Raw genomic sequence first — 21,644 nt, forward strand, 5'->3', positions numbered from 1 at the left:
GCAAAGATAGAAACTTAACACACACTACGCAACTTTATTTAACATAAATGTTACATTTTATTCATATTTATCCCTAAGACCCTGGAACGCAGGAAGAAAAATTTTAAACAAAAAGCTCTCAATTTAAATTTATATAATCTAAAACCAGCAATATGCTTATCAAGAGCCGATTTTAAGGTTTGCTTTCTTTGTAGATAACACTTAAAAATTCGGCATATGACTTTTCAAGACCTATAATATCTCCTGATTTAAGGTTTAGCCCTCCTACTCCTGAGTTATCCGGCTTCACTTTTAATGATGAAATCTGAAAGTAGACATTCTCATCATTAGCTTTCGGTTGAATTTTTATGGTAGAGCCTAAAAGTTTCTTAGTTGAAATAGTATAGATTTCTCCCGGAACAAGATTTAATTTTAAAAATGATCTTGGAGAGATCATATAGTCTTTGCGATTGATGTTTATTTTCTGATCTTTTTCAGAAGAGGCAAATATATACATGTCCCCATGCTTAGCTGCCAACTTCTCTTTCGGTGTATAGTATAAAGCAATCTTATAATTGGCAGGATTGAATGATTGGGGAGTTCCATCTACATTTTCAAAAGGTTTTACCTGAAATGTATTGGCACCAATCTCTTTTGCTTTTTTATATACTAAGGAAAAGGTAAGTGCATCATCTTTTGAAAATCCCTGAACTTCTACTTCTCCTAAATAAATAGCTTCTGCAATGGCTTCTTCTTTTTTATAAAAGAATTTATCTGTGTTATCACTTGTTTTCTCAACTTTTGTCAGATACACATTCTGTGCATTCCACAGCTGGATACACAATACGGAAAAGATGATTGCAATATTCTTCATATATATATTATTGTTGTGAAAGTGTATCAACACATTCTTCCAGGCTATTTTCCCAATGCTTGGGCTCTATTTTGTAGGCTTCTTCAATTTTATCCAAAGACATCGTACTTCTTACGGGTCTTTTGGCTGGAGTTGGATACTGTTCGGTTGTTAATGGATTAAGTTTCACCGGTGATTTTGAAAATTCGGCAATTTTTTTTGCGAATTCGAACCAGGTTGTTTCCGGATAGTTTGAGAAATGGAAAATACCGTAAGTTTTCTTTGGAGCTTCAATAATATCAATGATTGCTTCTGCCAAATCATTTGCATTAGTTGGCTGTCCAAATTGGTCTGCAACAATTCCCAGTTCTTTTTTCTGCGAGAACAGGTTTAGCATTGTTTTCACGAAGTTTTTATTAAACTCAGAGTACAGCCATGAGGTTCTCAGAATAATTGTTTTAGGATTAATCTCCAAAGCAAGCTCTTCTCCTTTTCTTTTTGATTCTCCATACACTCCTATCGGATTGGTAAAATCATCTTCAGAATAGGGAAGATTGGTTGTTCCGTCAAAAACATAGTCAGTTGAAACATGAATCAGAGTTGATTTGTAATCTGCGCATGCCTGAGCGAGGTGAGCTACACCGTCTGCATTAACTGCAAAAGCTTTTTCTTTTTCAGTTTCCGCCAGATCTACTGCTGTATACGCTGAAGCGTTGATGCAGTAATCAGGTTTGTTATCATAAAAGAAATCATTCACCTGATCTTCGTTGGTAACATCTAAAGTAGACGAGTCTGTAAATAAGAACTCATATTGATGTTCAAAGTCCGGTGCTATTTTTTTAATGCAGTTTCCCAATTGTCCGTTGCTTCCTATTACTGCTATTTTTTTCATTTATATTATTATTTTTTTAAACGTTGATTGTTATAAAGATTGTTGTCTAAGAATTTTTGGCATTCTGACTTCTTAAAAACTTCACTCGGGACTGGAAATCCTTCTGGATCAAATCTACATAAAACTTATCGAAAATTTCTTTGACATCTTCAGGATGAACTTCGGATTTTCTTGTTTTCACATTGAAATAAATAACAGTCACCCAAAGTACAGCATGAATTGTCTTTTCATCTAAGCTTTTCATGAGGATTTCAACTTTTGCTGTTCTATCCTGCACATCGATAGTCTTGCTGCTGATGACTACCTGAGTATTGTATCTTACTTCCTTTATGTAGGCTATTTCGTTTTGAATGGCAATCCAGGTACAGCCGGTTTTCTTGGTATATTCTTCATAGGTAAATCCATAGAATGTCTCTACATGATCTTCTCTGGCGTTGAACATATAGTCAAGATATTTTACATTATTCAAATGTCCGATCGGATCGCAGTCACTAAACCTAACTTTTACTGTAGTTGATACTTCTTTTTCCATTCCGCAAAAATAAAAAAACCACCTCTAATAGAGGTGGTTAGTTTTATAAATCTTTGTTAATTTGCTGAAATTATTGAACTCCTAGTTCTTTTTTCACAGCTGGAGTAGCATCTGGTCCTGCTTTATAAAGGAATGCAGTTGAGTTAGCATCCATAATATAATCGTATCCATTAGCTTTAGCTACTTTTTCTACTGCATCATTTAACTTTTTCTCAACTGGTCCGAAAGCCAGGTCTTGCTTAGCTTGTAGATCTTTTTGAGCTTTGTCTTGCATTTGCTGGATTTCTTCAGCTAATTTCTTCATTTCAGCTTCTCTTGCTGCATTTTCGTCAGCTGTTTTTTTAGGAGCTTCTGTTTGATATTGCTGATATTTAGTTTGAGCTGCGTCTGCTTTTTTCTTAATCTCAGCTTGTTTAGTATCTAAGAATGTTTTAAGATCAGCATCTGCTTTCTTTTTCTCCGGCATAGCGTTAAGAACTCCCATTACATCTAAAGTAGCAATTTTTTGAGCTTTTGCCATACCTACAGATACAACCATCATTACTGCTGCAAATAATACACTTAATTTTTTCATAACTGGTAAATAAATAATTTAATTTGTTTTTAGATTTTAAAATATAGCAAAAGTTAATTTTATAATTTATTTTTTGCCTTTGCTAGTTGTTTTTTCTTTCTTGTCAGTTCCTTTTAATAGGATAGACAAAACTTTTTCGGTGTAATCATATTTTGATTGAAGGAAAATAACACTAATGTTATTGCTTTTATCAAGAACTATGCCCAATCCATTTTTTTCGGACATTGTTTTGATGGCTCCCCAGATCTGATCCTGAAAAGGTAAAACAAGATTTGTTCTTAGTTTTGTAATTTCACCATTAGCTCCAAAACGTAAGCTTGTAGTGGTTTTAATATTTTTATCAAGGTCTACAACTTCTTTTTCTCTAAGTTTAAGCTGATCTCCTATCAATAATACTTTTTCACTTTCGAAAGCAGCCTTTTTTCTTTCATATTCAGATTGAAGGTTTTGAAGTTCTGACTCCCAGGTATCGATCTGAGAATTCAGTCTTGCTTCAGCTTCTTTGTACTGAGGTAATTTATTTAAAATTTCATTAGTATCCACAACTCCTATTTTTTGGGCATTGCTGAATCCAAAAAGCAAAAGTAATACGAACGTGAAAGTTATTTTAAAGTGCTTCATATTTGTAATTATAATGTTTGGTTCATCAAGAAGTGGTTTCTCCATCCTGACTTATCACCTGAAATTGTTTTATCAAGACCTAGTGCGAAGTCAAATCCGATCAATCCAAATGCTCCCATATATACTCTTACTCCAATTCCGACTGATCTTTTCAATTGGAACGGGCTGTAAGAACTCCATGAATTCCATACGTTACCTCCTTCAGCAAATGTCAGTGCATAGATTTTTGCAGTCTGGCTCATTGAAATTGGGTATCTTAATTCTAAAGTAAATCTGTTATAGATTGTACCCCCTCCTGTCTGAGTAATATCTTCTGCCTGTCCTCCTTCTGTAGTGGCATTTTCATAACCTCTTAAAGGAATCAATTCTCTACCATCATATCTTCCTCCGAAAAGACCTGTACCTCCCATATAGAATCTTTCAAATGGCGGAGCTCCCAATTTGCTGTTGTATCCGTCCATGAATCCCATTTCAGCAGAAGATCTTAGAACAAGCTTTCCAATGATTTCGTTGTAAACATCTGCTTTAAACTTAATCTTATAGAATTCCATCCACTTATACTTGTCAATAGCTGACATTGTAGAGTAATCTTTCTTTTTAAACAATGAGTACGGAGGAGTCAGTTTTGCTGAAAGCTCAATATTGGATCCCATTGTTGGGAATATTGGATCGATACCTGCCGAGTTTCTGCTCAACCCTAAGTTGACACTGAAGTTATTGGCTGTACCATTGGTTTCTGTAGTATTTCCAAACTGGAACGGATAGTTATTGAAGTCATACTTCTGGAACTGCAATCCTGTGTAAAGCGAGAAGTAATCATCCGGCCAGTTTAATAGTCTGTTCAATCCTGCTGAAGCTGAGAAAATATTCAATTTCTGAGCTGCTCCGTATTGATCTGTATATCTTACTCTGGAGTTATTCAAACTTACAGAAAGAGCTGTTGCTCTTGTACCGAATAACCAAGGCTCTGTAAATGATACACCATAGTTTTGGAAATACTGTCCTGCCTGTACCTGAATAGAGAAGGTCTGCCCGTCTCCCTGAGGCACCGGTTTAAAGTCTTTAAACTTAAGGAAATTCTTTAACGAGAAGTTGTTGAACGTTAATCCTAAAGTACCGATGAAGCTGTTACCTCCGTAACCTGCCTGCAGCTGTACCTGAGAAGATCCTTTTTCTACAAGCTTCCAGTTAATATCAACGGTATTGTCTACCTGATTTGGCTGGATATCCTGTCCGATCTGCTGAGGGTCAAAGAATGACATCCCTGCTAAATCGAAATAGGTTCTTTTAATTTCAGTTTTCTTGAATAGCTCTCCCGGTTTTGTTCTTAGTGCTCTAAGAATTACGTGGTCATGGGTTGTAGTGTTCCCCTGCCATGTTACTTTATTCCATGTAGCCTGTTCTCCTTCATTAATTCTAACTTCAAGGTTTACGTTATCTCCTGATACTGATTTTTCAACAGGGGTTACGTTTGAGAAAAGATAACCATTATTCATGTAAACAGACTTGATATCTGAATCATCTTCTTTACCACCGTCTTCTCCAACTTTTTTGTTGAATCCTACAGCATCGTAAATATCTCCTTTCTTATATCCTAATAATCTCTGTAAATATTCTGTAGAGTATACTGTATTCCCCGTGAACGTTACATCCCCGATATAATATTTTTTACCCTCGTTAAGTTTTACATTGATTTCGTAGTTATTTCTTTTGTTTCTCCACACAGAGTCTGAAACGATTTTTGCGTCTCTATATCCCAGGGAGTTATAATAACTGATAAGACTTTGCTTATCTTCCTGATATTTATCTTCAATGAATTTTGAAGATTTCAAAATACCACCGATACCGAAACGTTTTTGTTTCGTTTCTTTGAAAGCTTTGTTTCTAAGCTTTCTGTCGGTTACATTTTGGTTTCCTTCAAACTCAATATGATCGATTTTAATTCTTTTCCCTTTATCTACATTGATAGTCCAGTCTACTAACGCAGGATCTCCTGCATTTACTTTATCCTGAATAGTGATTTTGGCATCTGCAAAACCTTTCTTAATATAGTCTTTAGGAACGTTGGTTTTAAGGCTTGAAACTAAGTTTTGGGTAATCTTAGTTCCCGGTTTAAGGTTATTATCCTTTGCCAGTTTTTCACTTTTAGATTTACCGATACCTTTTCCTGCGAATTTTACTTCCCCAAGTTCTTTCAGGTCCTGCAGGTAAAACTTCAGAACAATTGTCTGTCCTTCTATGCTTTGAACATAAACTTCTACTTCAGAAAAAGATTGGGTATCCCAAAGTTTTTTTACAGCATTGCTGATTTTCTGTCCTGGAATGTCCACACTTTCACCTTTTGTAAGACCTGTAAATCTTAAGATTTGAGCTGGTGTATATTTTTTTACCCCATCTACAACGATGTCTTTAAGTGTATAAGTTCCTGCCTCATTTTCTGCATGGACAGCATTATTTACTTTTGTGCTGTCTTGTGGAGTTACTTGTCCATAAAAATGTGCAGAAGCAGCAAACATAATGATGGGTAATAGTCTAAACTTCATTTTATCGAGTCTTTCTTTTCTTAAAATTTTATTGGCCTTTTACTTGCTCACCGGTTAAACCGTATCTTCTTTCCTTATTTTGATAATCAACAATACATTGGAAGAAAATATCTTTGGTAAAATCCGGCCATAGAACATTTAAAAACTGTAATTCTGCATAAGCGATCTGCCAAAGCAGGAAGTTGCTTATCCTTATTTCACCGCTGGTTCTGATCAGTAAATCTACAGGAGGAAAATCTTTTGTATAAAGATAGTTTTCAAATAAACTTTCGTTAATATTCTCAATTTCTACTTTTCCTTCTTTTACATCAGAACTTATATTTTTGACGGCTTCCAGTATTTCATTTTGTGAGCCATAGCTTATCGCCAATACAAGGTTTCCTTTTGTGTTTTCTTTTGTAAGTTCTACCACACGTTCCAACTGTTCTTTTACTAAAGAAGGCAGTTTTTCCAGATTCCCTATAACATGCATTCTTAATCCCTTGCTGAAGATCTCTTCTGCCTCAAGCAGTAAGGTTTCTACTAACAGATTCATAAGCGTATTCACTTCTTCGCTTGGACGGCTCCAATTTTCTGAAGAGAATGTATACAGTGTTAAGTAAGGGATGTTAATCTCATTACATGCATTAATAGCATTTCTTACTGCATTAATGGCATTTTTGTGACCGAAAGTTCTTTCTTCGCCACGAGATTTTGCCCATCTTCCATTACCATCCATAATGATGGCTACGTGTTTCGGTAAATTCTCAGAATTTATTTTATCTTTAATCAACGACATATTATTCACAATAACACGGAGGTCTTCCGAACGAATATGTAAGTCCTAAACTGAATGTATTCATCCAGTCATTAGATCTTCCATCTCCAATATTTCTCTTTTTAATAAACTCTGCTTCTCTTTCTTTAGAAACCGCATAATAATTTCCTGTCTGTAATAATGAACCTCCTGTAGCAGGGTTCAAAATATCAGCATTAAAAGAAGTTTTTACATCTTTGGGAAGGATCTTACTGTGATCCAACTGATCCGTCAATGTATATCTGAATGTAGCTTCTGCAAATATTGCCCATGAGTGGTTGAATTTATATTTCAAACCAACACCAAATGGAATATGCATTGTTACTTTTTTCCCTAATGAATAGTTTGTTGTAGTGGTAAAATCCAATTCATTGATTGGAGCCTGTGCTACACCATCAGCATCTCTTCTGAAATCATTCATAAGGGTTGCTTTAGGAGCATCAAACATCAAAGCACCAACACCTCCGAAGATATAAGGGCTCAGCATGCTGATCTGCTCATTATTTACTGGGAAAAAGTTATATTCAAACATTAAACTCGCTTCATATACGTTATTTTTTCCGTATGAATTTCTATTTCTTCTATAATCTTCTTTCGCCGCTTTATCACTAAATTGAATCTGGTTGTATCCTAAATCCAATCTGACAGTCTGATGCGGGTTAAAATTAAATCTGTATAATATACCACCATAAAATGGGATGCCCAAATCTGACACTCTGCTTAAATCCAACGGCTTCTGTAAAATATAATTTGTCCTTCCTACATCTCCCACTAGGTTACTCATACCTAGACGAACTCCCAATTCGTTTCTTTGTGCTTTAACACCTACCACTCCAAGGAAGGCAAGGAAGCTAAACAATAATTTTTTATTCATAAAAGAATATGGATTTATGGTTATTTTAAAATTTAATTTTTGCAAATATAAAACATTTTTATATTAATGATAATCTTAATGTTTAGTTAAAAATAAACAAAAAAACATAATTTGTTATAAAGTAAACGGCAAAGTGGCAAAAATATTCTTTTTTTCATAGAATGAAAATACTCTAAATATGAAAAAACCCCCATTAAATGGAGGTTTAATGCTTTATTTTTTATTAAATAATACCTGTACTCTATTTCTGATCCTGATTAATAAAGGCTCTTTATAATTTTTATCTTCATCAAAATATCCATAGCCATAACCATAGCCGTAGCCATAACCATAGCCGTAACCATAACCTTGTTTCGTATTATAGTCATTATAAACAAGTCCTAAATTATCAATTTCGTCATTATGATACTTTTCCGTAATCATTTTCAGCATGTACTTTTCTGTATATTCGTGACGTACGACATAAATATTAGCATCAGAATGTTTCATCAATTCATATGAATCGGCCACTAATCCTACAGGCGGCGAATCTATAATAATGAAATCATATTTTTCTTTCAGTTCTTCTATAAATTTGATATTTCTCTGGCTCATCAAAAGTTCAGAAGGGTTTGGAGGGATAGGTCCTGAAGTAGCAACATCAAGATTCGGGATCTTTGTTTTGTTGATAATCTGATCGATACCTACTTCTCCCGTCAGATAATTTGAAATACCATATTTATTATCAATCTTAAAATCTCCAAAGATTTTTGGTTTTCTAAGGTCCATTCCTAATAAGATTGTTTTTTTATCACTTAATCCTATTACAGATGCCAAATTAATAGAAACATATGTCTTACCTTCACCTCCGATGGATGATGTAATTAAAATCACTTTACCTTTTTCACCGTCATTATCCATCAAAAATCTCATATTCGCTCTTACACCTCTGAAGGCTTCTGATACGGATGATTTTGGCTGCTCTAAAACGGTAAGCATATTTTCATTGTTATTATTTCCGATAACTCCAAGGAGTGGAATTTTCGTAGCACCTAAAAGTTCTTTGATATTTCTTACTTTACTGTCGAGTACCTCTCCAATCAGGATGAATAATAATGGCAGCAGCAGCAAACCAGAAATAATAAGGATCTTAGTCAGTTTCACATTAGGTCCAATAGGTCCTTGTCCTAAATTCTTTGCGGGATCAATAACTGTAATATCAGACTTATTGGTAGCCACTTTCATTTGCGTTTCATTTTGCCTTGACAATAAGCTATTGTATGTAGCCTCAATCATATTATACCCTCTTTCCGCATCCAGATATTTTCTCTCTTTTTCAGGAAAGCTGGCTAAATCCGAATCTGCATGGGCTATTTCATTATCAATTTTATTAATCTCCTCATAGTATTTGGTATAATAATTTTTTAAGCTGTTAGTAGAACCCAATTTTGCTTCACTAATAAGCCTGTTGATTTCTTTCATTGGTTCAGAATTAGGCTTATAGATTGAAGCCATCTCTTGCCTTTTAGCATATAAAGCCTTAAGCTCACTCACTGAAGCAGTAAAGAAACCATCTTCAAAACCGGCAGCATTTGTCGCAATCATTTTGTCAAAATTCTGCGATTGAAGGGTATTTCTGATATTATTCAGTGAACTTAGTTTACTTATAACATCCGCTTTTTTACTCTCAAGATCTTTTATTCTGTTTAAAGATCTTTCGTCACTATCCTTAATATTATAAAGTTTTTCAGATGTTTTTAAATAATTCAAAACAGCTGCACTAGAATCAAGCTTCTTACGAATATTATCCAGATTATCCTGTAGATAAGTCTCTGTATTTTTATTTACAATATTTTTATCTTCAAGTCTTTTTTTCTGTAATTCATTTACTGACTTGTTTAGGAAGTTTACCGTACCGTTAAGATTATAGCCATTTTTGCTAATGATCATAATGGTACCAATCTCTTTATCAAACGCCACACTTATGCTAGAAACAATATCATCAACAGTCTGATTAACAGAATTTAAATTAACAATAATATTATCCAGTGATATTTTAGTGGCATTAGGATTCTGCACCAGTTTAAATCTTAAATTAGGAGATGTATACCATTCGTTAACCTTAATAATTTTATTAGCTGGTCTTGTATAATTATTAATATTTTGAAAACCTTCCATTTCATAACTATACAGATTGGTGGACTGCCCTTCTTCAGGCAATACTACTTCATAAGCTCCGTTACCTTTTGGCAATAAAGTGATTGGGTAACCAATTTGTTGAAGATGTTTTTTATCAATCTCCAGAAAAACAGGAGAATCATCTTTGTCCAGATAGGTAGATTTAATTAAACCTTTTGTAGAGTAATTGACAAAAAGATTGAGTTCTTTAACCAAAAACTCATTATGCGACCTTGAAAGAAGCATTTTTTTAAGATAAATTCCATCCTGATTTCCATTTTGCCCCCAAATAAAGTTAATAGACTGATTGGGTGTAAAATAGCTTGATGTATTATCTGATATGCTTAAGGATAAGTTTGAAGAATATATGTTCTGTGCATAATATTTATTGTACACCCAAGAAATAGCGTATCCAATAAATAACATCAGAACAAACCAATACCAGTTTTTAAGGACTCTTCTTAAAAAATGTTCTATATCAAATAATGCAAACGAACCATACTTTTCCTTCTGGGGCTCATTTTTTACTGCTTGCGTATCTTTTACGGGAATCATGATTAAAGATTTTTTAGAAGTAAATAAATAGACAATGCAGTAGTAATTACCGAAACTCCTGTCGTTAAAGTCTGGATAGGATCTTTTCCGAATCCATTTAAGCTTTTTGCTCTTGTGTTCAGATAAATTTCATCACCATTCTGTACATAATAGAAAGGAGAATTCATAAGGTCTTCGCGGGTAAGATCTATTTTTGCAATTTTAACTCCTTCAGGAAGTTTTCTGTGAATAACAATTTCTTTTTTGTCAATTGTTCTGTTCAGACCACCATTAATAGCCAATGCTTCAGTAATAGTAAGTGTATTTTTATGAGCTACTTTTTCGCCTGAAAGTCCCGTAGTTTCTACATCCCCAAGAATATAGTACGTAATACCGTCTGTATTGAGTCGTACTTCAGATTTACCTTCCTGAAAATTTTCATTTACTTTTTCCTGTATTTCTTTTGTAATATCATCAATTGTTCTTCCTTCGGCTTTTATATATCCAATCCCAAAAACATTGATATCTCCATTGGAATCAACTCTCAGCCCGTTAAAATAAAAATTAACATTTCCGCCTCGCATTCCTCCGGTACTACTGGTGCCTCCTGTTGCTGCACTACTCGTTGCCCCTCCGCCGGTTCCACCAGAGGTATTATAAGAGGAATAAAATTGTGCTGCATCTCCTTTAGGAGTTGTTACAATATTAAGATTAAGGATATCATTTTTAGTAATCCTATACACAGGAATATTGTAAGGGACAAGACCTTCTTCGTTGATTACAAGGCTCTCACTTGGCTGCAAGTACCTCACATCTTTTGTTGTGATACATGAGGTAATTAAAAGAGGGAATATTAAAAATAAATATTTAAAGTTCTTCATCATATATAATATTGTTTACAAAAGTAATATTTAATTGTTAATCTTTTTATTTTTTAATCGATATAGTAAATCCGGCAGATATGCACCTAAAAAACCTAGAGCAATAATGATCACCAGTAGTAAATTTACATCAATATGTCTCAAATAATAGGCTACTCCTACAATCATCAGATAGTAAAGGATAATATAAAAAGTAGATCTTCTATGAGTAAGATTTAGTCTCAATAATTTATGGTGAATATGGTTTTTGTCTGCATCAAATGGTGATTTTTTGTTATACAGTCTAATAAAAATCACATTTAATGTATCCACAATCGGTAAGATAAGGATGGCAACGGCTACCACAGGTGCAGACTGAAGATGATATCTAGGTACGTCTGCCAATTTTCTATCAATGAAAATATCTATAAAGCAAATGGAGGTAAAGGCCAATAAAAAGCCAAGCAGCATAGATCCGGTATCACCCATAAAGATTTTAAGGGTACGATAATTAGAAAGATTATAATATAAAAATGCCAATACAGTTCCGATAATAATTACAGACAGTACTACCAATGGATAATTATATTCCCCCAACCGGTAATAACTTATTCCAAATAAAGCGCTGCAGATTACAGAATAACCACCTGCCAATCCGTCTATTCCATCAATCAGATTGAAGGCATTAATCAGAATAATAAAAGTAACAATACTGAACAGAACACTTACAATATATTCAAGCTCATATATTCCCAGTATTCCAAATAAGCTTCGAATTCTGATATCTGAGCCAATAACAATAAGTGCAGACACAACAATTTGGGCAACCAATTTCTTGTAAGCCCTCATAACAACAATATCATCCATTACTCCTACATAAAGCAGAATAATCAGTGATGCAAATAAAAATTTGTAGAGATCAAACAGCTCATAAGCAAATATAGAGGCACAGATTCCTATTGAATAAAAGATAGCAATTCCACCAAGATTGGGAATTTCTCTAAGATGTGAACTTCTTATTCCCGGCTCATCCATCAGATTCTTTCTTCTTGAAATCTTGACAATAGTAGGAATAGAAAAAAAAGTAATTAAAAAAGAGACCACAAGGCCTAGTCCTATTTTTATATAGAAAATAGGTATTCCCGATCCGCTTAAGAACAATTCAAAATTTTTCATTCTTTTTCTTATTCAGCACTTGTTTCTCCTAATAAAAAACATGATGCATAGCCTAAAAGAAGCCCATCATCATTTTCTATTGACCGAAACAATAGTACTTACATTTGTGTTTACTAAATTAACTTTCTTATCAATTTTTTCTGGCCTGCAAAAAATAACAGATAAAAAATTTTTTTTTTCAACGGCAAAGATAAAAGATAATTCTTACCAAAACGACTATATAGTAATATATCTTGAATTTTTATTTGTCTTTGCTTCATAAAAAGAGTCAACTGATCAGACATATTATAAAACTTTTTTTCATCTTTCACAAAGGCCAGATAAGCCAAAAACGAATAAACTCCTTCAAAAATTTGAAAATTTTTCAGCTCTTTTTTTTTCTTAGAATATTGTGATCCGCTGAATACGTTTTCTACATCAGCCACCGCCTTAAGCATATCAAGCCCCTTCTCTGTATGGGTTTTTGTAATAGAATCAGAACGTTCAAGATACTGATAATGGAAATTTTGAGTCTGAGCTATCGTATCACATTCCAGCAAAAGTTGTGGAATAAGCTGAATATCTTCAAAATGAACTCCTTTCTTGAATCTTCTCTGATGAAAAAGCTCTTTTTTAAACAATTTATTACATGCAAAATAGCTGATATCTGAAAAAATAGAAAAATTTCTATCAAGCTGTATTTTCTCATCCATATTCGGAATCTGCGTCAATTTTTGAACAATCCGCCCTTTCTCATCCACTTTCTGAATATTACAGATAACCATTTTTGCCTGATGTTTTTCTGCCAAAAGCAACATTTCCTCGAACATGGTTTCGGTAACATAATCATCGCTGTCTACAAAACCAATATAATCACCAGTGGATTTATCAATTCCAAAGTTACGGGCATCACTCAGACCACCATTTTCTTTGGTAAAAGCTTTTATTTTCTCCGGATATTTTTGTGCATATTCTTCAATTACTTTTTCAGAATTATCTTTGCTTCCATCGTTCACGACAAGAATCTCAACATCCTGAAAAGTTTGATTTACCAGAGAATCAAGGCATTTTGCCAAATAATTCTCAACATTATATACTGGAACTATAATTGAAACTTTCATTGTGCACTTGTCAGTTTAACGATACCATTTGCTAAGAATTCACTGAACTTCTGATATCCTTGTTTATTGAGATGCAATGGATCTGCAAATAAGTTTCTGTCTTTATTAAAATCTGTGGTTACTTCATCAAAATTTAAGATTGTTACTTTTTTGTCTAATCCACTGCTTTTCAACTCTTCAAGAAGAGCATTTCGGTAATCCTGTATTTTAAATGGAGTTCCTCCGTTTAATATTAGCTCTCCACCTCTGTTGCTGATTTCACTTACGACATTTTTATTTTGGAAATCTTCTTCTATTCCAAATTCCGGAAGGGAAATCACAACCGGTTTTATATTATAATGAAGAAGTGTCTTAATGATCATCATCATATGATGTGCATAAAAACTGGACCCTACATGGGTTGCCGCATCGTTAACACCTGCAATTACGATACAGTAATCAGGTTTTTTTTCAATAATTTTTTTTGAAGAAAATTCTTCTCCTTCCTCTTTGAAAAGGTTTTCAAAAATCCTTTTGGTCTTTGCTCCCGGATTTCCGGATGAATAAATTTCAGCCTGAATTCCACGATCTGACAGTTTCTTAGTGACGAGGGAATCTAAGTTTTGCTTCACCAGCCAGCTATCACCAATAATACCAATCTGTAAGCCTTTTTCAGGCTTTGTAGCAGAAAAAAAATAATCTTCTTCATTGGCATAACTGTACTTATTCCAAAAATAAATAAGACAAAATACTCCAGCTAAAAGGACAATACCTATAATAATCTTTTTTTTCATTGTGTGTTGTTTACTTAATATGTTAGTCTGGGATTAAGCCACCCTTTTTTTGCTTCATCAAAGTCTTTTCTTGAACAGGGAATACAGTTTTCTATATTTTCATCATCACCAAAATACCACAAATTACTGAAAGTATCACGCTTGAATGCATATTGTCTGTCATCTATTAAAACATAGAACAGTTCATAATGCCTTTCCTTAGGATGCGAATGCTGAATATTGATGCCTTCAATCAGATACCATAACATTTGGGCTAATAGTTGATGGTTCAATTGATTTTCCGAATAAATATTATAATTAAAAATTCCAACAGACTTCAGATTTTCACTCAATCCGATTTCTTTCATATAGGCACAGATTTCTCTTCTGTTTAATCCATTCACTTGCGGATTCATGGAAAAAGGCTCACTGAAGCTCTCCACAGCATCACAATTTACGGTAACCAGCTCTGCTTTTCTGAAGAAAGGTTCTGTTTTTTCTGTGGAATTCATCATTTCAGCAAGACGAATGATATCAAACTCTACTTCCTTGATTAGTCTTATAGAATCCATTTCATTCAAATGTTTCTGATATCCTAAATGGTGATAATTTTTAATGGAAAAATTCTTAGCTCCAAAAATTTTGCCTAAAAAAGTATGTTCATTGATCACTTCCCCCTGTTGAAGGGAAATAATATTACTGATCTGGGTATAATTGATATTTTTCTGATGAAAATTCAAAGCAGAAAATAAAGAGAAGGCAAAATCATTGGATCCTCCGATAATCACCGGAATAGCTCTCTTATAATGACATGCCGATAGAACTTCCTGCAAAATATAGTGGGTATCCTGAACCGATTTCCCTGATACCAGATCTCCAAGATCCACAATGGGAATTTCAAAGTCCATTTGCGATAGCTTATAAAACTCATTCCTTACTGCTGTAAAATCCTGCACTTCTGCATCTCCGCCCGCACCTCTGTAATCTGATACAAACAAAAGAACAATACTGTCTTCTTTAATATCTTTTGTAATCCGATTTCCTATCTGCCAGCTTTCTGTTTTGAAATTTCTTGGTGAAATGATAAAGTCTTCGAAATCCATATTTTAATTTGAAATGTAATAATTGATTAATTGCTTGATATAACAAACATACAAAAAACATAGGAACTGAGTAGAATGTGGTATATTTTGTTATCTAAATTTAAAACTTTTGTTTTGGATTTTAAAACATTGGTTGTTGTACAAAATCAAAATTCTAAATAATATTGCATCTGTTATCACGCTAATGTGATAAAAAGTTTATATTTAACAACTTAAAAAAACAAACAAATGATGACGAAAAAACTATGAATCAGGCTATGCATATATTCTTGAAAAATATAATAGCGGTATTAGTTTAGCTAAGACTGATGAAAACGGAAACTTAAAAGCAGTTTCGTCCACACCTTTTGAATATATAATTCCCGCATCTGGTGGAAAAAAGATAACAGGCTATAAAGCACAACCGTGTCCATAATATTTAACTATCAAATATTATCATTATGAAAACAAAAAAAATATTTATACTTCTAATTACAATTATTTCTTTTACTTTTTTTAAATCACAAACAAGTCAACCAATTACCATGGTAGATTATCCTAATTTTTATAACCAAACGATAAGTAACTTAAACAATATCATTCCCAATAAAACAAATTATTATAATCAACCTCTTTCAGTTTTTTTACAAAACTTATCTCAAAATAACCTGTCGATACAGTCTTATTATCCTGATAGTGGATATCTAAGATTAATGTTTGTTGGTGATGCAGAAACAAGGTCTGAAATTCGTAAAAAAGATTACGCTAACCCCTACATTGATATTTATTTCACTCAAACATTTGACTTCCAACAAGCAACAGCAATTATTAATCAATATCATTGGTTTTGGAATACAACTGCTGAAAATTTTTACAAAAGTTTAATTATAAAAAGTATAACATTTTGGGATACAAATGGTTTAACAAATAAAAATGGAGGACCTCAATAATTGAATGCTGCCAAAACAATAAAATAAAACCTCCAAATTTGGAGGTTTTATTTTCTAAGCACAGACTATGAAAAATATATACCTGCTAATATCTGCTCTTTTCCTTGTAAGTTGTATTTCAAACAATCATTCAATTACTTATTTTCTTTCACCAGGAATAGAAAACATAAAAGTATTTCCAGCAAATAAAAAAGATTCAGCAAAAATTCGGGAAATAGATTCATCTATTGAGAAAAGTTTAGAAAAATGTAAACAAGAAAAAAATAAGGAATGTATAGATGACAGGGATGTAATGACAATATATGCAAAATTCCCAAAAGGAATTTCTAATTTCAGAGTGGTTTTGTTTAATAATTTAAAACTCCCAAAGAATGCTACAACTGGTGAAAACCGTATTCTCATCACCATCGGTACAGAAAATAAATTAGAAAATATAGAAATTCTTAAATATACCGATCAGGAAACTAGAAAATCTATTGAAACAGCGTTCAAATTAAAAGAATTAAATACATGGGAATCTGCAAGCATTTATGGAATTCCTGTGAAAGAAAAATTTGAAATAAGTATTTTCATAGAAAACAAAAAGATTACCCATTATTAAGCTGTCCTTTTATGTTCAAAATCTTTTCAACATGGTATCCTGTGGTTTATCACTAATTTCCATTGAGATCATTCATAGAAGTCTATAAAACAAATCCGTCTCACATGTTATATGAGACGGACTTTTATTGTAATTCGTGAACTAAGTAATTAGCACTTTCCGAATGATTGGCTGATAATTGTTATTCCGCCTATAATAATTGTAACTCTGATTCCCGTTGGAATTCCCCATGTAGTACAAATAGACAAACAAGCCTGACCAGCCGTTCCGTTAGGAATGCTTAACGGTATACTGAAACAATATTTCCCGAAACCTAATGGTAAGTTGATACAAACTTTGTTGTTCTCAACAGTAATTGAAATACACTCTGCTGTTACAAGAAGATAACCTGCGCTGGCATTGGCAAGGCTTAAATCTGAATCTGCTCCTGATGAACGACGACTTGCCTGACTGTCTTCGTGTGATCTTTTTGCTGCTTCTAATGCGTGCGAGATCGCTTCTTCGCTAAATTTAAATTCTGACATGATTTTATAGTTTTGTTTTCTTACTCGTTTGGCTTTTCAGAATCCGCCTCGTTTTTCAAGTGGTTTCTGAGCTCCACCTTTTGTAATATTACGATGTAAAACTACAGAATTAAAACACTGAATATCATAGTCTTAGTACTGAAATTTCCATTTGCGTATTTATACCTAGAGCTACGTAATCATCGCTATCCGCAAGGTTAAATCCCTAAATCGGGAAATTTATTTAACTATTATTAAATGCTTTTAAAATAATATTTAATGAAAAGCACAAGCCATACAACTTATTTACTTGACTTAATAAAAGCAAAAAGCACAGACCAAAATCTGTGCTTTCTTATTGTATTAAAGAACTATTTATTTCTTTTTAGCAGCGGGTTTCTTTGCTGTTGTTGTTTTCTTTGTAGTGGCAGCTTTTTTAGCTGCTGGCTTTTTCTTTTCTGCAAAGGCTTTCGGATCCTGATCTGTAATCCATTTTTTAACCTCATCTAAAGAAAGATCTTTCAGTTCATCAGCCTCATATTTTGTATCGTCAGCTTTCTTTGGAATTTTGAACATGGCTTTTCCAAATTTGATGAAAGGTCCCCATCTTCCATTTTCAATGGAAATTTTTTCTTTTTCCCACTGCTGGATATATCGGTTGGCTTCTTTTTCAAGCTTGGCATCAATCAGTTCATTGATATCGCTTTGAGAAAGATTTTCGAAGTCATATTTCTTAGGAACATTTACAAAAATAGCTTTGTATTTTATAAACGGACCAAATCTTCCTGTTCCTTTTGTTACCGGCTCTCCTTTGTAGGTAGCAATTGGAGCATCAGCAACTTTTTTCTCATTGATAATTTCCTCAGCACGTTTCTGATCTACAGAAAGTGGATCTTCACCTTTTGGAATACTGATGTATGTTTCTCCCCACTTTACATAAGGACCAAATCTACCAACCCCAACCGAAACCGGCTGACCGTCAACTTCACTTAAATCGAAAGGCAGCTTGAACAATTCTAATGCTTCTTCAAAAGTAATGGTTGCAATATTCTGACCCGTCATTAACGAAGCAAAGACTGGTTTTTCTTCATCATCCGTTTCTCCAATCTGGATCATTGCTCCGAATCTTCCGATTCTTGCATGAACATTTTTACCTGTCTTTGGATCTACACCTAATAGTCTGTCTCCTGTTGCACGGTCTGCATTTTCTTCTACATCTTCAATCCTTGGGTGAAATTTTGAATAGAAACCTGTCATCATTTCTTTCCACTTCTGATCACCGCTTGCAATTTCGTCAAAGCTTTCTTCTACTCTTGCTGTAAAACCATAGTCAAGAATTTCTCTGAAGTTATCTGTTAAGAAATCGTTTACTACTTCACCAATATCTGTAGGAATGAATTTATTTTTATCACCTCCGAATTTCTCTTCAAGAACTACTTTTTTGATCTTATCTTTTGCTAAAGACATTTTGATCACTTCACGCGTATGTGGTTCGATTTCTCTTTTATCTACATACTCTCTGTTCTGAATGGTCTGAATTGTAGGAGCATAAGTAGATGGTCTACCAATTCCTAATTCTTCCAGTTTTCTTACCAATCCGGCTTCAGTATATCTTGCACTTGGTCTTGTAAATTTTTCGGTAGCAGTAATGGTTTTGTAATTCAAAACCTCTCCTAGACTTACTTTCGGTAATAACTTATCATTGTTTTCTTCATCTTCGTCTTCTGTTTTCACAATTCCGTAAGCTTTCAGGAAACCGTCAAATATAATGACTTCTCCCTGTGCTTCAAAGTGATGAGGCAATGATGCATTTCCAATTTCGATCACTGTCTTTTCAATTTTGGCATTGGCCATCTGAGAAGCCAGTGTTCTTCTGTATATTAATTGATATAATCTGTTTAATTGTACGTCAGCCACACTTTTCATTCCAAAATCTGTAGGACGGATTGCTTCGTGGGCTTCCTGTGCTGAAGCAGATTTTGTAGTATAATTTCTTGGAGAAGAATATTCTGACCCGTATTCTGATATAATTTGTTTTTTTGCTCCTTCAATTGCTTCCTGAGAAAGGTTTACCGAGTCTGTTCTCATATAAGTAATATACCCTTCTTCATATAGTCTTTGTGCCAGACGCATGGTATTGGTCACATTATACCCAAGTCTTGAGGAAGCCTCCTGCTGTAATGTAGAGGTAGTAAATGGAGCTGATGCGGAACGTGTACCTGGTTTGGTTTCAACATTCAGAACTTTAAATTCTGTAGTTTTGGCCTGCTCAAGGAATTTTTCTGCTTCTTCTTCTTTTTCGAAGTCTTTTTTCAGTTTAGCAGCAATTTCCTGCTCTGTTTTATTTAAAAAGATCCCGTCAAGCTTAAAACTTGCTTTGGGCTTAAACTCCCTGATCTCTTTTTCTCTTTCAACGATTAATCTTACTGCTACAGACTGTACTCTTCCTGCAGAAAGTCCCGGTTTTACTTTTTTCCATAAAACGGGGGACATTTCAAAACCTACAATTCTGTCCAGCACTCTTCGTGCCTGCTGTGCATTTACCAGATTCTGATCAATATCTCTTGGATTGTCGATAGCTTTTAGAATGGCGTTTTTGGTAATCTCATGGAAAACAATTCTTTTTCTGTTTTCAGGCTTTAATTTTAATTCATCCGCAAGGTGCCATGCAATAGCCTCTCCTTCGCGGTCCTCATCGGAAGCAAGCCATACCATCTCGGCTTTCTTTACTGCAGCCTTTAATTCGGATACCAATTTCTTTTTGTCTGCTGAAACTTCGTAATCAGGACTGAATGTAGAAAGGTCTATCCCCATTCCTTTCTTAGGAAGATCCCGGATATGTCCGAAACTGGATTTCACTTCAAAATCCTTTCCTAGGTATTTTTGAATAGTTTTTGCTTTTGCCGGGGACTCTACGATTACTAAATTTTTCGACATTCTAACTAAAAATTTTTGCAAAAGTAAACCTTTTTTATTTATATACTTTTTATAATCAAATTTTATTTAGCAATTCCAGGGGAGCAACAAAGGCTCTGTAAAGTATTCCTTCTAATGTAAAACCCCACCCAGACATTTCAACCCTGTAGAGTAATGAAAGGATAATAATCCCTAGTGTTATATAAAATTTCCTGTTTATAATAATCGGTTCATATACGTATATTGACCCACCTTTCGTGAGTGCCAGCGTAAAAAGTATAATCATAAGCATCATATGTATATACATCCATCTTCCCCAGTCTATTGCGAGATAGAAAAGTGGCAATGAAAACAAAAATGCTCCTATTAACAATATAGATAAAAACTTTCGTCCGATTAGATATTTTAAATAATAGCCTATATGAAAAACACTGATCGCCAAACTGATAAAATAAAGACTGTATTCAGTGATATGTTCTTTTATGTATTGCCTTTCGTTAATATTCCAATAAAAAATCCCATAGATAGGGTGAACTCCTCTTTTACTTAAGATTTCAAGGGACATTCCTTCATTTACATTTTTCCCGAAGAGCATGATCAGTAAAGTTGGTACTCCAACAGCGATAAAGTATTTCAGGTATTTTGTATACTCCAGCTTTCCTCTTTTCACATAGAGTGCAATTGCAAAATAGGGAACATAAAATAATGTCACTTCATGTAATAATGTACTAATACAAAGCAGTATACAAAAAACATATTCTTTGATACGGGAAAGCTTATCGTTGTCTAACAGGTAAACAAAATAGGCAAACAAGAGAAATACAATAAATTCCTTCTTTCCTACATAGGTTACTGTATTCAGCAGTCCCACAAAACCAACGGCAGAAAGCAGCAACGATAAGTAAAGGAAATCTGTTAATTTATACCTTATTAGCTTGGTATATATCCAAAAAAATCCGCCGATAATTAAAAATTGAAAAAAATAAACGATATAATTAAGTCTTATTCCTGTAAGATCCTGTAAAATAAAGAAAAAGCTTCCAGATAAACCTCTTCTTTTAAAACCTCCATCCTGATAATTGATAAGCCAGTCTGCAAGTATATATCCATCATCTTTGAGATTGAATACCCATGTAAATGCAAGGGTATAAATGGCTGTTATTATTATCAGGAAATAGATAAAAATCTTGATATTAAAGTATTGGACAATTTTGTTCATCCTCATAATGTGTTTCTAAATTTTTTCATTAAAAAGGAAAGAAAACAAGAATTTTGCTTTCTTTCCTTTTTAGATATCATCGTTAATGCGTCTTCAAAATTATGAATTTTCAAATACTTATGTACAATTT

Annotated in this window: 19 protein-coding genes; 2 read left to right on the forward strand and 17 right to left on the reverse strand. The window is 33.6% G+C overall.

The window, feature by feature from the left end; translation table 11 throughout:
* Window positions 1–172: 172 nt before the first annotated feature.
* The 14 genes from LKL37_RS19770 to LKL37_RS19835 all read right to left on the reverse strand — a co-directional run bounded on the left by LKL37_RS19770 (window position 173) and on the right by LKL37_RS19835 (window position 15,346).
* Complete coding sequence (locus tag LKL37_RS19770; protein ID WP_431612158.1) at window positions 173–853, reverse strand: hypothetical protein; 681 nt, start codon at window positions 851–853, stop codon at window positions 173–175.
* 7 nt (window positions 854–860) lie between these two features.
* Entirely contained in the window at window positions 861–1,724 is an 864-nt protein-coding gene (gene rfbD / locus LKL37_RS19775) for a dTDP-4-dehydrorhamnose reductase (protein WP_431612159.1), read from the reverse strand.
* A 46-nt stretch (window positions 1,725–1,770) separates the two neighbouring features.
* Window positions 1,771–2,256, reverse strand: coding sequence for an acyl-CoA thioesterase (locus LKL37_RS19780; RefSeq protein WP_431612160.1), 486 nt, complete (start codon window positions 2,254–2,256; stop codon window positions 1,771–1,773).
* A 70-nt stretch (window positions 2,257–2,326) separates the two neighbouring features.
* On the reverse strand, window positions 2,327–2,830 hold the full coding sequence (locus LKL37_RS19785) for an OmpH family outer membrane protein (RefSeq protein ID WP_047377419.1): 504 nt from the start codon (window positions 2,828–2,830) through the stop codon (window positions 2,327–2,329).
* Window positions 2,831–2,896: 66 nt separating this feature from the next.
* On the reverse strand, window positions 2,897–3,451 hold the full coding sequence (locus LKL37_RS19790; protein ID WP_431612161.1) for an OmpH family outer membrane protein: 555 nt from the start codon (window positions 3,449–3,451) through the stop codon (window positions 2,897–2,899).
* Between the two features lie 8 nt (window positions 3,452–3,459).
* The gene (bamA, locus tag LKL37_RS19795; protein ID WP_431612162.1) at window positions 3,460–5,994 is read right to left on the reverse strand and encodes an outer membrane protein assembly factor BamA; all 2,535 of its coding nucleotides are present in this window, start codon (window positions 5,992–5,994) and stop codon (window positions 3,460–3,462) included.
* 28 nt (window positions 5,995–6,022) lie between these two features.
* Window positions 6,023–6,772, reverse strand: coding sequence for an isoprenyl transferase (locus LKL37_RS19800; protein WP_431612163.1), 750 nt, complete (start codon window positions 6,770–6,772; stop codon window positions 6,023–6,025).
* A gap of 1 nt (window position 6,773) precedes the next feature.
* Window positions 6,774–7,664: a DUF6089 family protein gene (locus tag LKL37_RS19805; RefSeq protein WP_431612164.1), complete on the reverse strand. Its 891-nt coding sequence runs from the start codon at window positions 7,662–7,664 to the stop codon at window positions 6,774–6,776.
* A 213-nt stretch (window positions 7,665–7,877) separates the two neighbouring features.
* A complete protein-coding gene (locus LKL37_RS19810) occupies window positions 7,878–10,376 on the reverse strand; it encodes a polysaccharide biosynthesis tyrosine autokinase (RefSeq protein ID WP_431612165.1) in 2,499 nt (832 codons plus the stop codon).
* 2 nt (window positions 10,377–10,378) lie between these two features.
* Entirely contained in the window at window positions 10,379–11,239 is an 861-nt protein-coding gene (locus LKL37_RS19815) for a polysaccharide biosynthesis/export family protein (RefSeq protein ID WP_431612166.1), read from the reverse strand.
* Between the two features lie 27 nt (window positions 11,240–11,266).
* Window positions 11,267–12,391: a glycosyltransferase family 4 protein gene (locus LKL37_RS19820; protein ID WP_431612167.1), complete on the reverse strand. Its 1,125-nt coding sequence runs from the start codon at window positions 12,389–12,391 to the stop codon at window positions 11,267–11,269.
* Window positions 12,392–12,504: 113 nt separating this feature from the next.
* Window positions 12,505–13,491 (reverse strand): glycosyltransferase family 2 protein, encoded by a 987-nt coding sequence (locus tag LKL37_RS19825; protein ID WP_431612168.1) that lies wholly within the window; start codon window positions 13,489–13,491, stop codon window positions 12,505–12,507.
* Window positions 13,488–14,264 carry an SGNH/GDSL hydrolase family protein gene (locus LKL37_RS19830; protein ID WP_431612169.1) on the reverse strand — a complete coding sequence of 259 codons (777 nt, stop codon included), beginning with the start codon at window positions 14,262–14,264 and terminating at the stop codon, window positions 13,488–13,490. Before LKL37_RS19830 ends, LKL37_RS19825 begins: the two co-directional genes overlap by 4 nt.
* A gap of 14 nt (window positions 14,265–14,278) precedes the next feature.
* Complete coding sequence (locus tag LKL37_RS19835) at window positions 14,279–15,346, reverse strand: formimidoylglutamase (RefSeq protein ID WP_431612170.1); 1,068 nt, start codon at window positions 15,344–15,346, stop codon at window positions 14,279–14,281.
* A gap of 440 nt (window positions 15,347–15,786) precedes the next feature.
* On the opposite strand from LKL37_RS19835, the gene LKL37_RS19840 reads away from it, so the two are divergent.
* Window positions 15,787–16,275, forward strand: coding sequence for a hypothetical protein (locus LKL37_RS19840; protein ID WP_431612171.1), 489 nt, complete (start codon window positions 15,787–15,789; stop codon window positions 16,273–16,275).
* Between the two features lie 67 nt (window positions 16,276–16,342).
* Window positions 16,343–16,876, forward strand: coding sequence for a hypothetical protein (locus LKL37_RS19845; RefSeq protein WP_431612172.1), 534 nt, complete (start codon window positions 16,343–16,345; stop codon window positions 16,874–16,876).
* Window positions 16,877–17,025: 149 nt separating this feature from the next.
* Here LKL37_RS19845 and LKL37_RS19850 read toward each other — a convergent pair whose 3' ends face one another.
* The 3 genes from LKL37_RS19850 to LKL37_RS19860 form a co-directional block, all read right to left on the reverse strand.
* Window positions 17,026–17,400 (reverse strand): hypothetical protein, encoded by a 375-nt coding sequence (locus LKL37_RS19850; protein WP_149835532.1) that lies wholly within the window; start codon window positions 17,398–17,400, stop codon window positions 17,026–17,028.
* Window positions 17,401–17,754: 354 nt separating this feature from the next.
* Window positions 17,755–20,316, reverse strand: coding sequence for a type I DNA topoisomerase (topA, locus tag LKL37_RS19855; protein ID WP_431612173.1), 2,562 nt, complete (start codon window positions 20,314–20,316; stop codon window positions 17,755–17,757).
* 55 nt (window positions 20,317–20,371) lie between these two features.
* Window positions 20,372–21,514: a hypothetical protein gene (locus LKL37_RS19860; RefSeq protein WP_431612174.1), complete on the reverse strand. Its 1,143-nt coding sequence runs from the start codon at window positions 21,512–21,514 to the stop codon at window positions 20,372–20,374.
* Window positions 21,515–21,644: the final 130 nt, after the last annotated feature.

It is taken from the genome of Chryseobacterium sp. 'Rf worker isolate 10' (genome assembly GCF_050753305.1).
Lineage (GTDB): Bacteria > Bacteroidota > Bacteroidia > Flavobacteriales > Weeksellaceae > Chryseobacterium.

Coding starts and splice junctions, on each gene's coding strand:
- LKL37_RS19790 (WP_431612161.1), bottom strand. CDS start 3,451: ATGAAGCACTTTAAAATAACTTTCACGTTCGTATTACTTTTGCTTTTT.
- LKL37_RS19845 (WP_431612172.1), top strand. CDS start 16,343: ATGAAAAATATATACCTGCTAATATCTGCTCTTTTCCTTGTAAGTTGT.
- bamA (WP_431612162.1), bottom strand. CDS start 5,994: ATGAAGTTTAGACTATTACCCATCATTATGTTTGCTGCTTCTGCACAT.
- LKL37_RS19830 (WP_431612169.1), bottom strand. CDS start 14,264: ATGAAAAAAAAGATTATTATAGGTATTGTCCTTTTAGCTGGAGTATTT.
- LKL37_RS19850 (WP_149835532.1), bottom strand. CDS start 17,400: ATGTCAGAATTTAAATTTAGCGAAGAAGCGATCTCGCACGCATTAGAA.
- LKL37_RS19800 (WP_431612163.1), bottom strand. CDS start 6,772: ATGTCGTTGATTAAAGATAAAATAAATTCTGAGAATTTACCGAAACAC.
- LKL37_RS19835 (WP_431612170.1), bottom strand. CDS start 15,346: ATGGATTTCGAAGACTTTATCATTTCACCAAGAAATTTCAAAACAGAA.
- rfbD (WP_431612159.1), bottom strand. CDS start 1,724: ATGAAAAAAATAGCAGTAATAGGAAGCAACGGACAATTGGGAAACTGC.
- LKL37_RS19770 (WP_431612158.1), bottom strand. CDS start 853: ATGAAGAATATTGCAATCATCTTTTCCGTATTGTGTATCCAGCTGTGG.
- LKL37_RS19785 (WP_047377419.1), bottom strand. CDS start 2,830: ATGAAAAAATTAAGTGTATTATTTGCAGCAGTAATGATGGTTGTATCT.
- LKL37_RS19860 (WP_431612174.1), bottom strand. CDS start 21,514: ATGAACAAAATTGTCCAATACTTTAATATCAAGATTTTTATCTATTTC.
- LKL37_RS19810 (WP_431612165.1), bottom strand. CDS start 10,376: ATGATTCCCGTAAAAGATACGCAAGCAGTAAAAAATGAGCCCCAGAAG.
- topA (WP_431612173.1), bottom strand. CDS start 20,316: ATGTCGAAAAATTTAGTAATCGTAGAGTCCCCGGCAAAAGCAAAAACT.
- LKL37_RS19820 (WP_431612167.1), bottom strand. CDS start 12,391: ATGAAAAATTTTGAATTGTTCTTAAGCGGATCGGGAATACCTATTTTC.
- LKL37_RS19780 (WP_431612160.1), bottom strand. CDS start 2,256: ATGGAAAAAGAAGTATCAACTACAGTAAAAGTTAGGTTTAGTGACTGC.
- LKL37_RS19825 (WP_431612168.1), bottom strand. CDS start 13,491: ATGAAAGTTTCAATTATAGTTCCAGTATATAATGTTGAGAATTATTTG.
- LKL37_RS19805 (WP_431612164.1), bottom strand. CDS start 7,664: ATGAATAAAAAATTATTGTTTAGCTTCCTTGCCTTCCTTGGAGTGGTA.
- LKL37_RS19815 (WP_431612166.1), bottom strand. CDS start 11,239: ATGATGAAGAACTTTAAATATTTATTTTTAATATTCCCTCTTTTAATT.
- LKL37_RS19840 (WP_431612171.1), top strand. CDS start 15,787: ATGAAAACAAAAAAAATATTTATACTTCTAATTACAATTATTTCTTTT.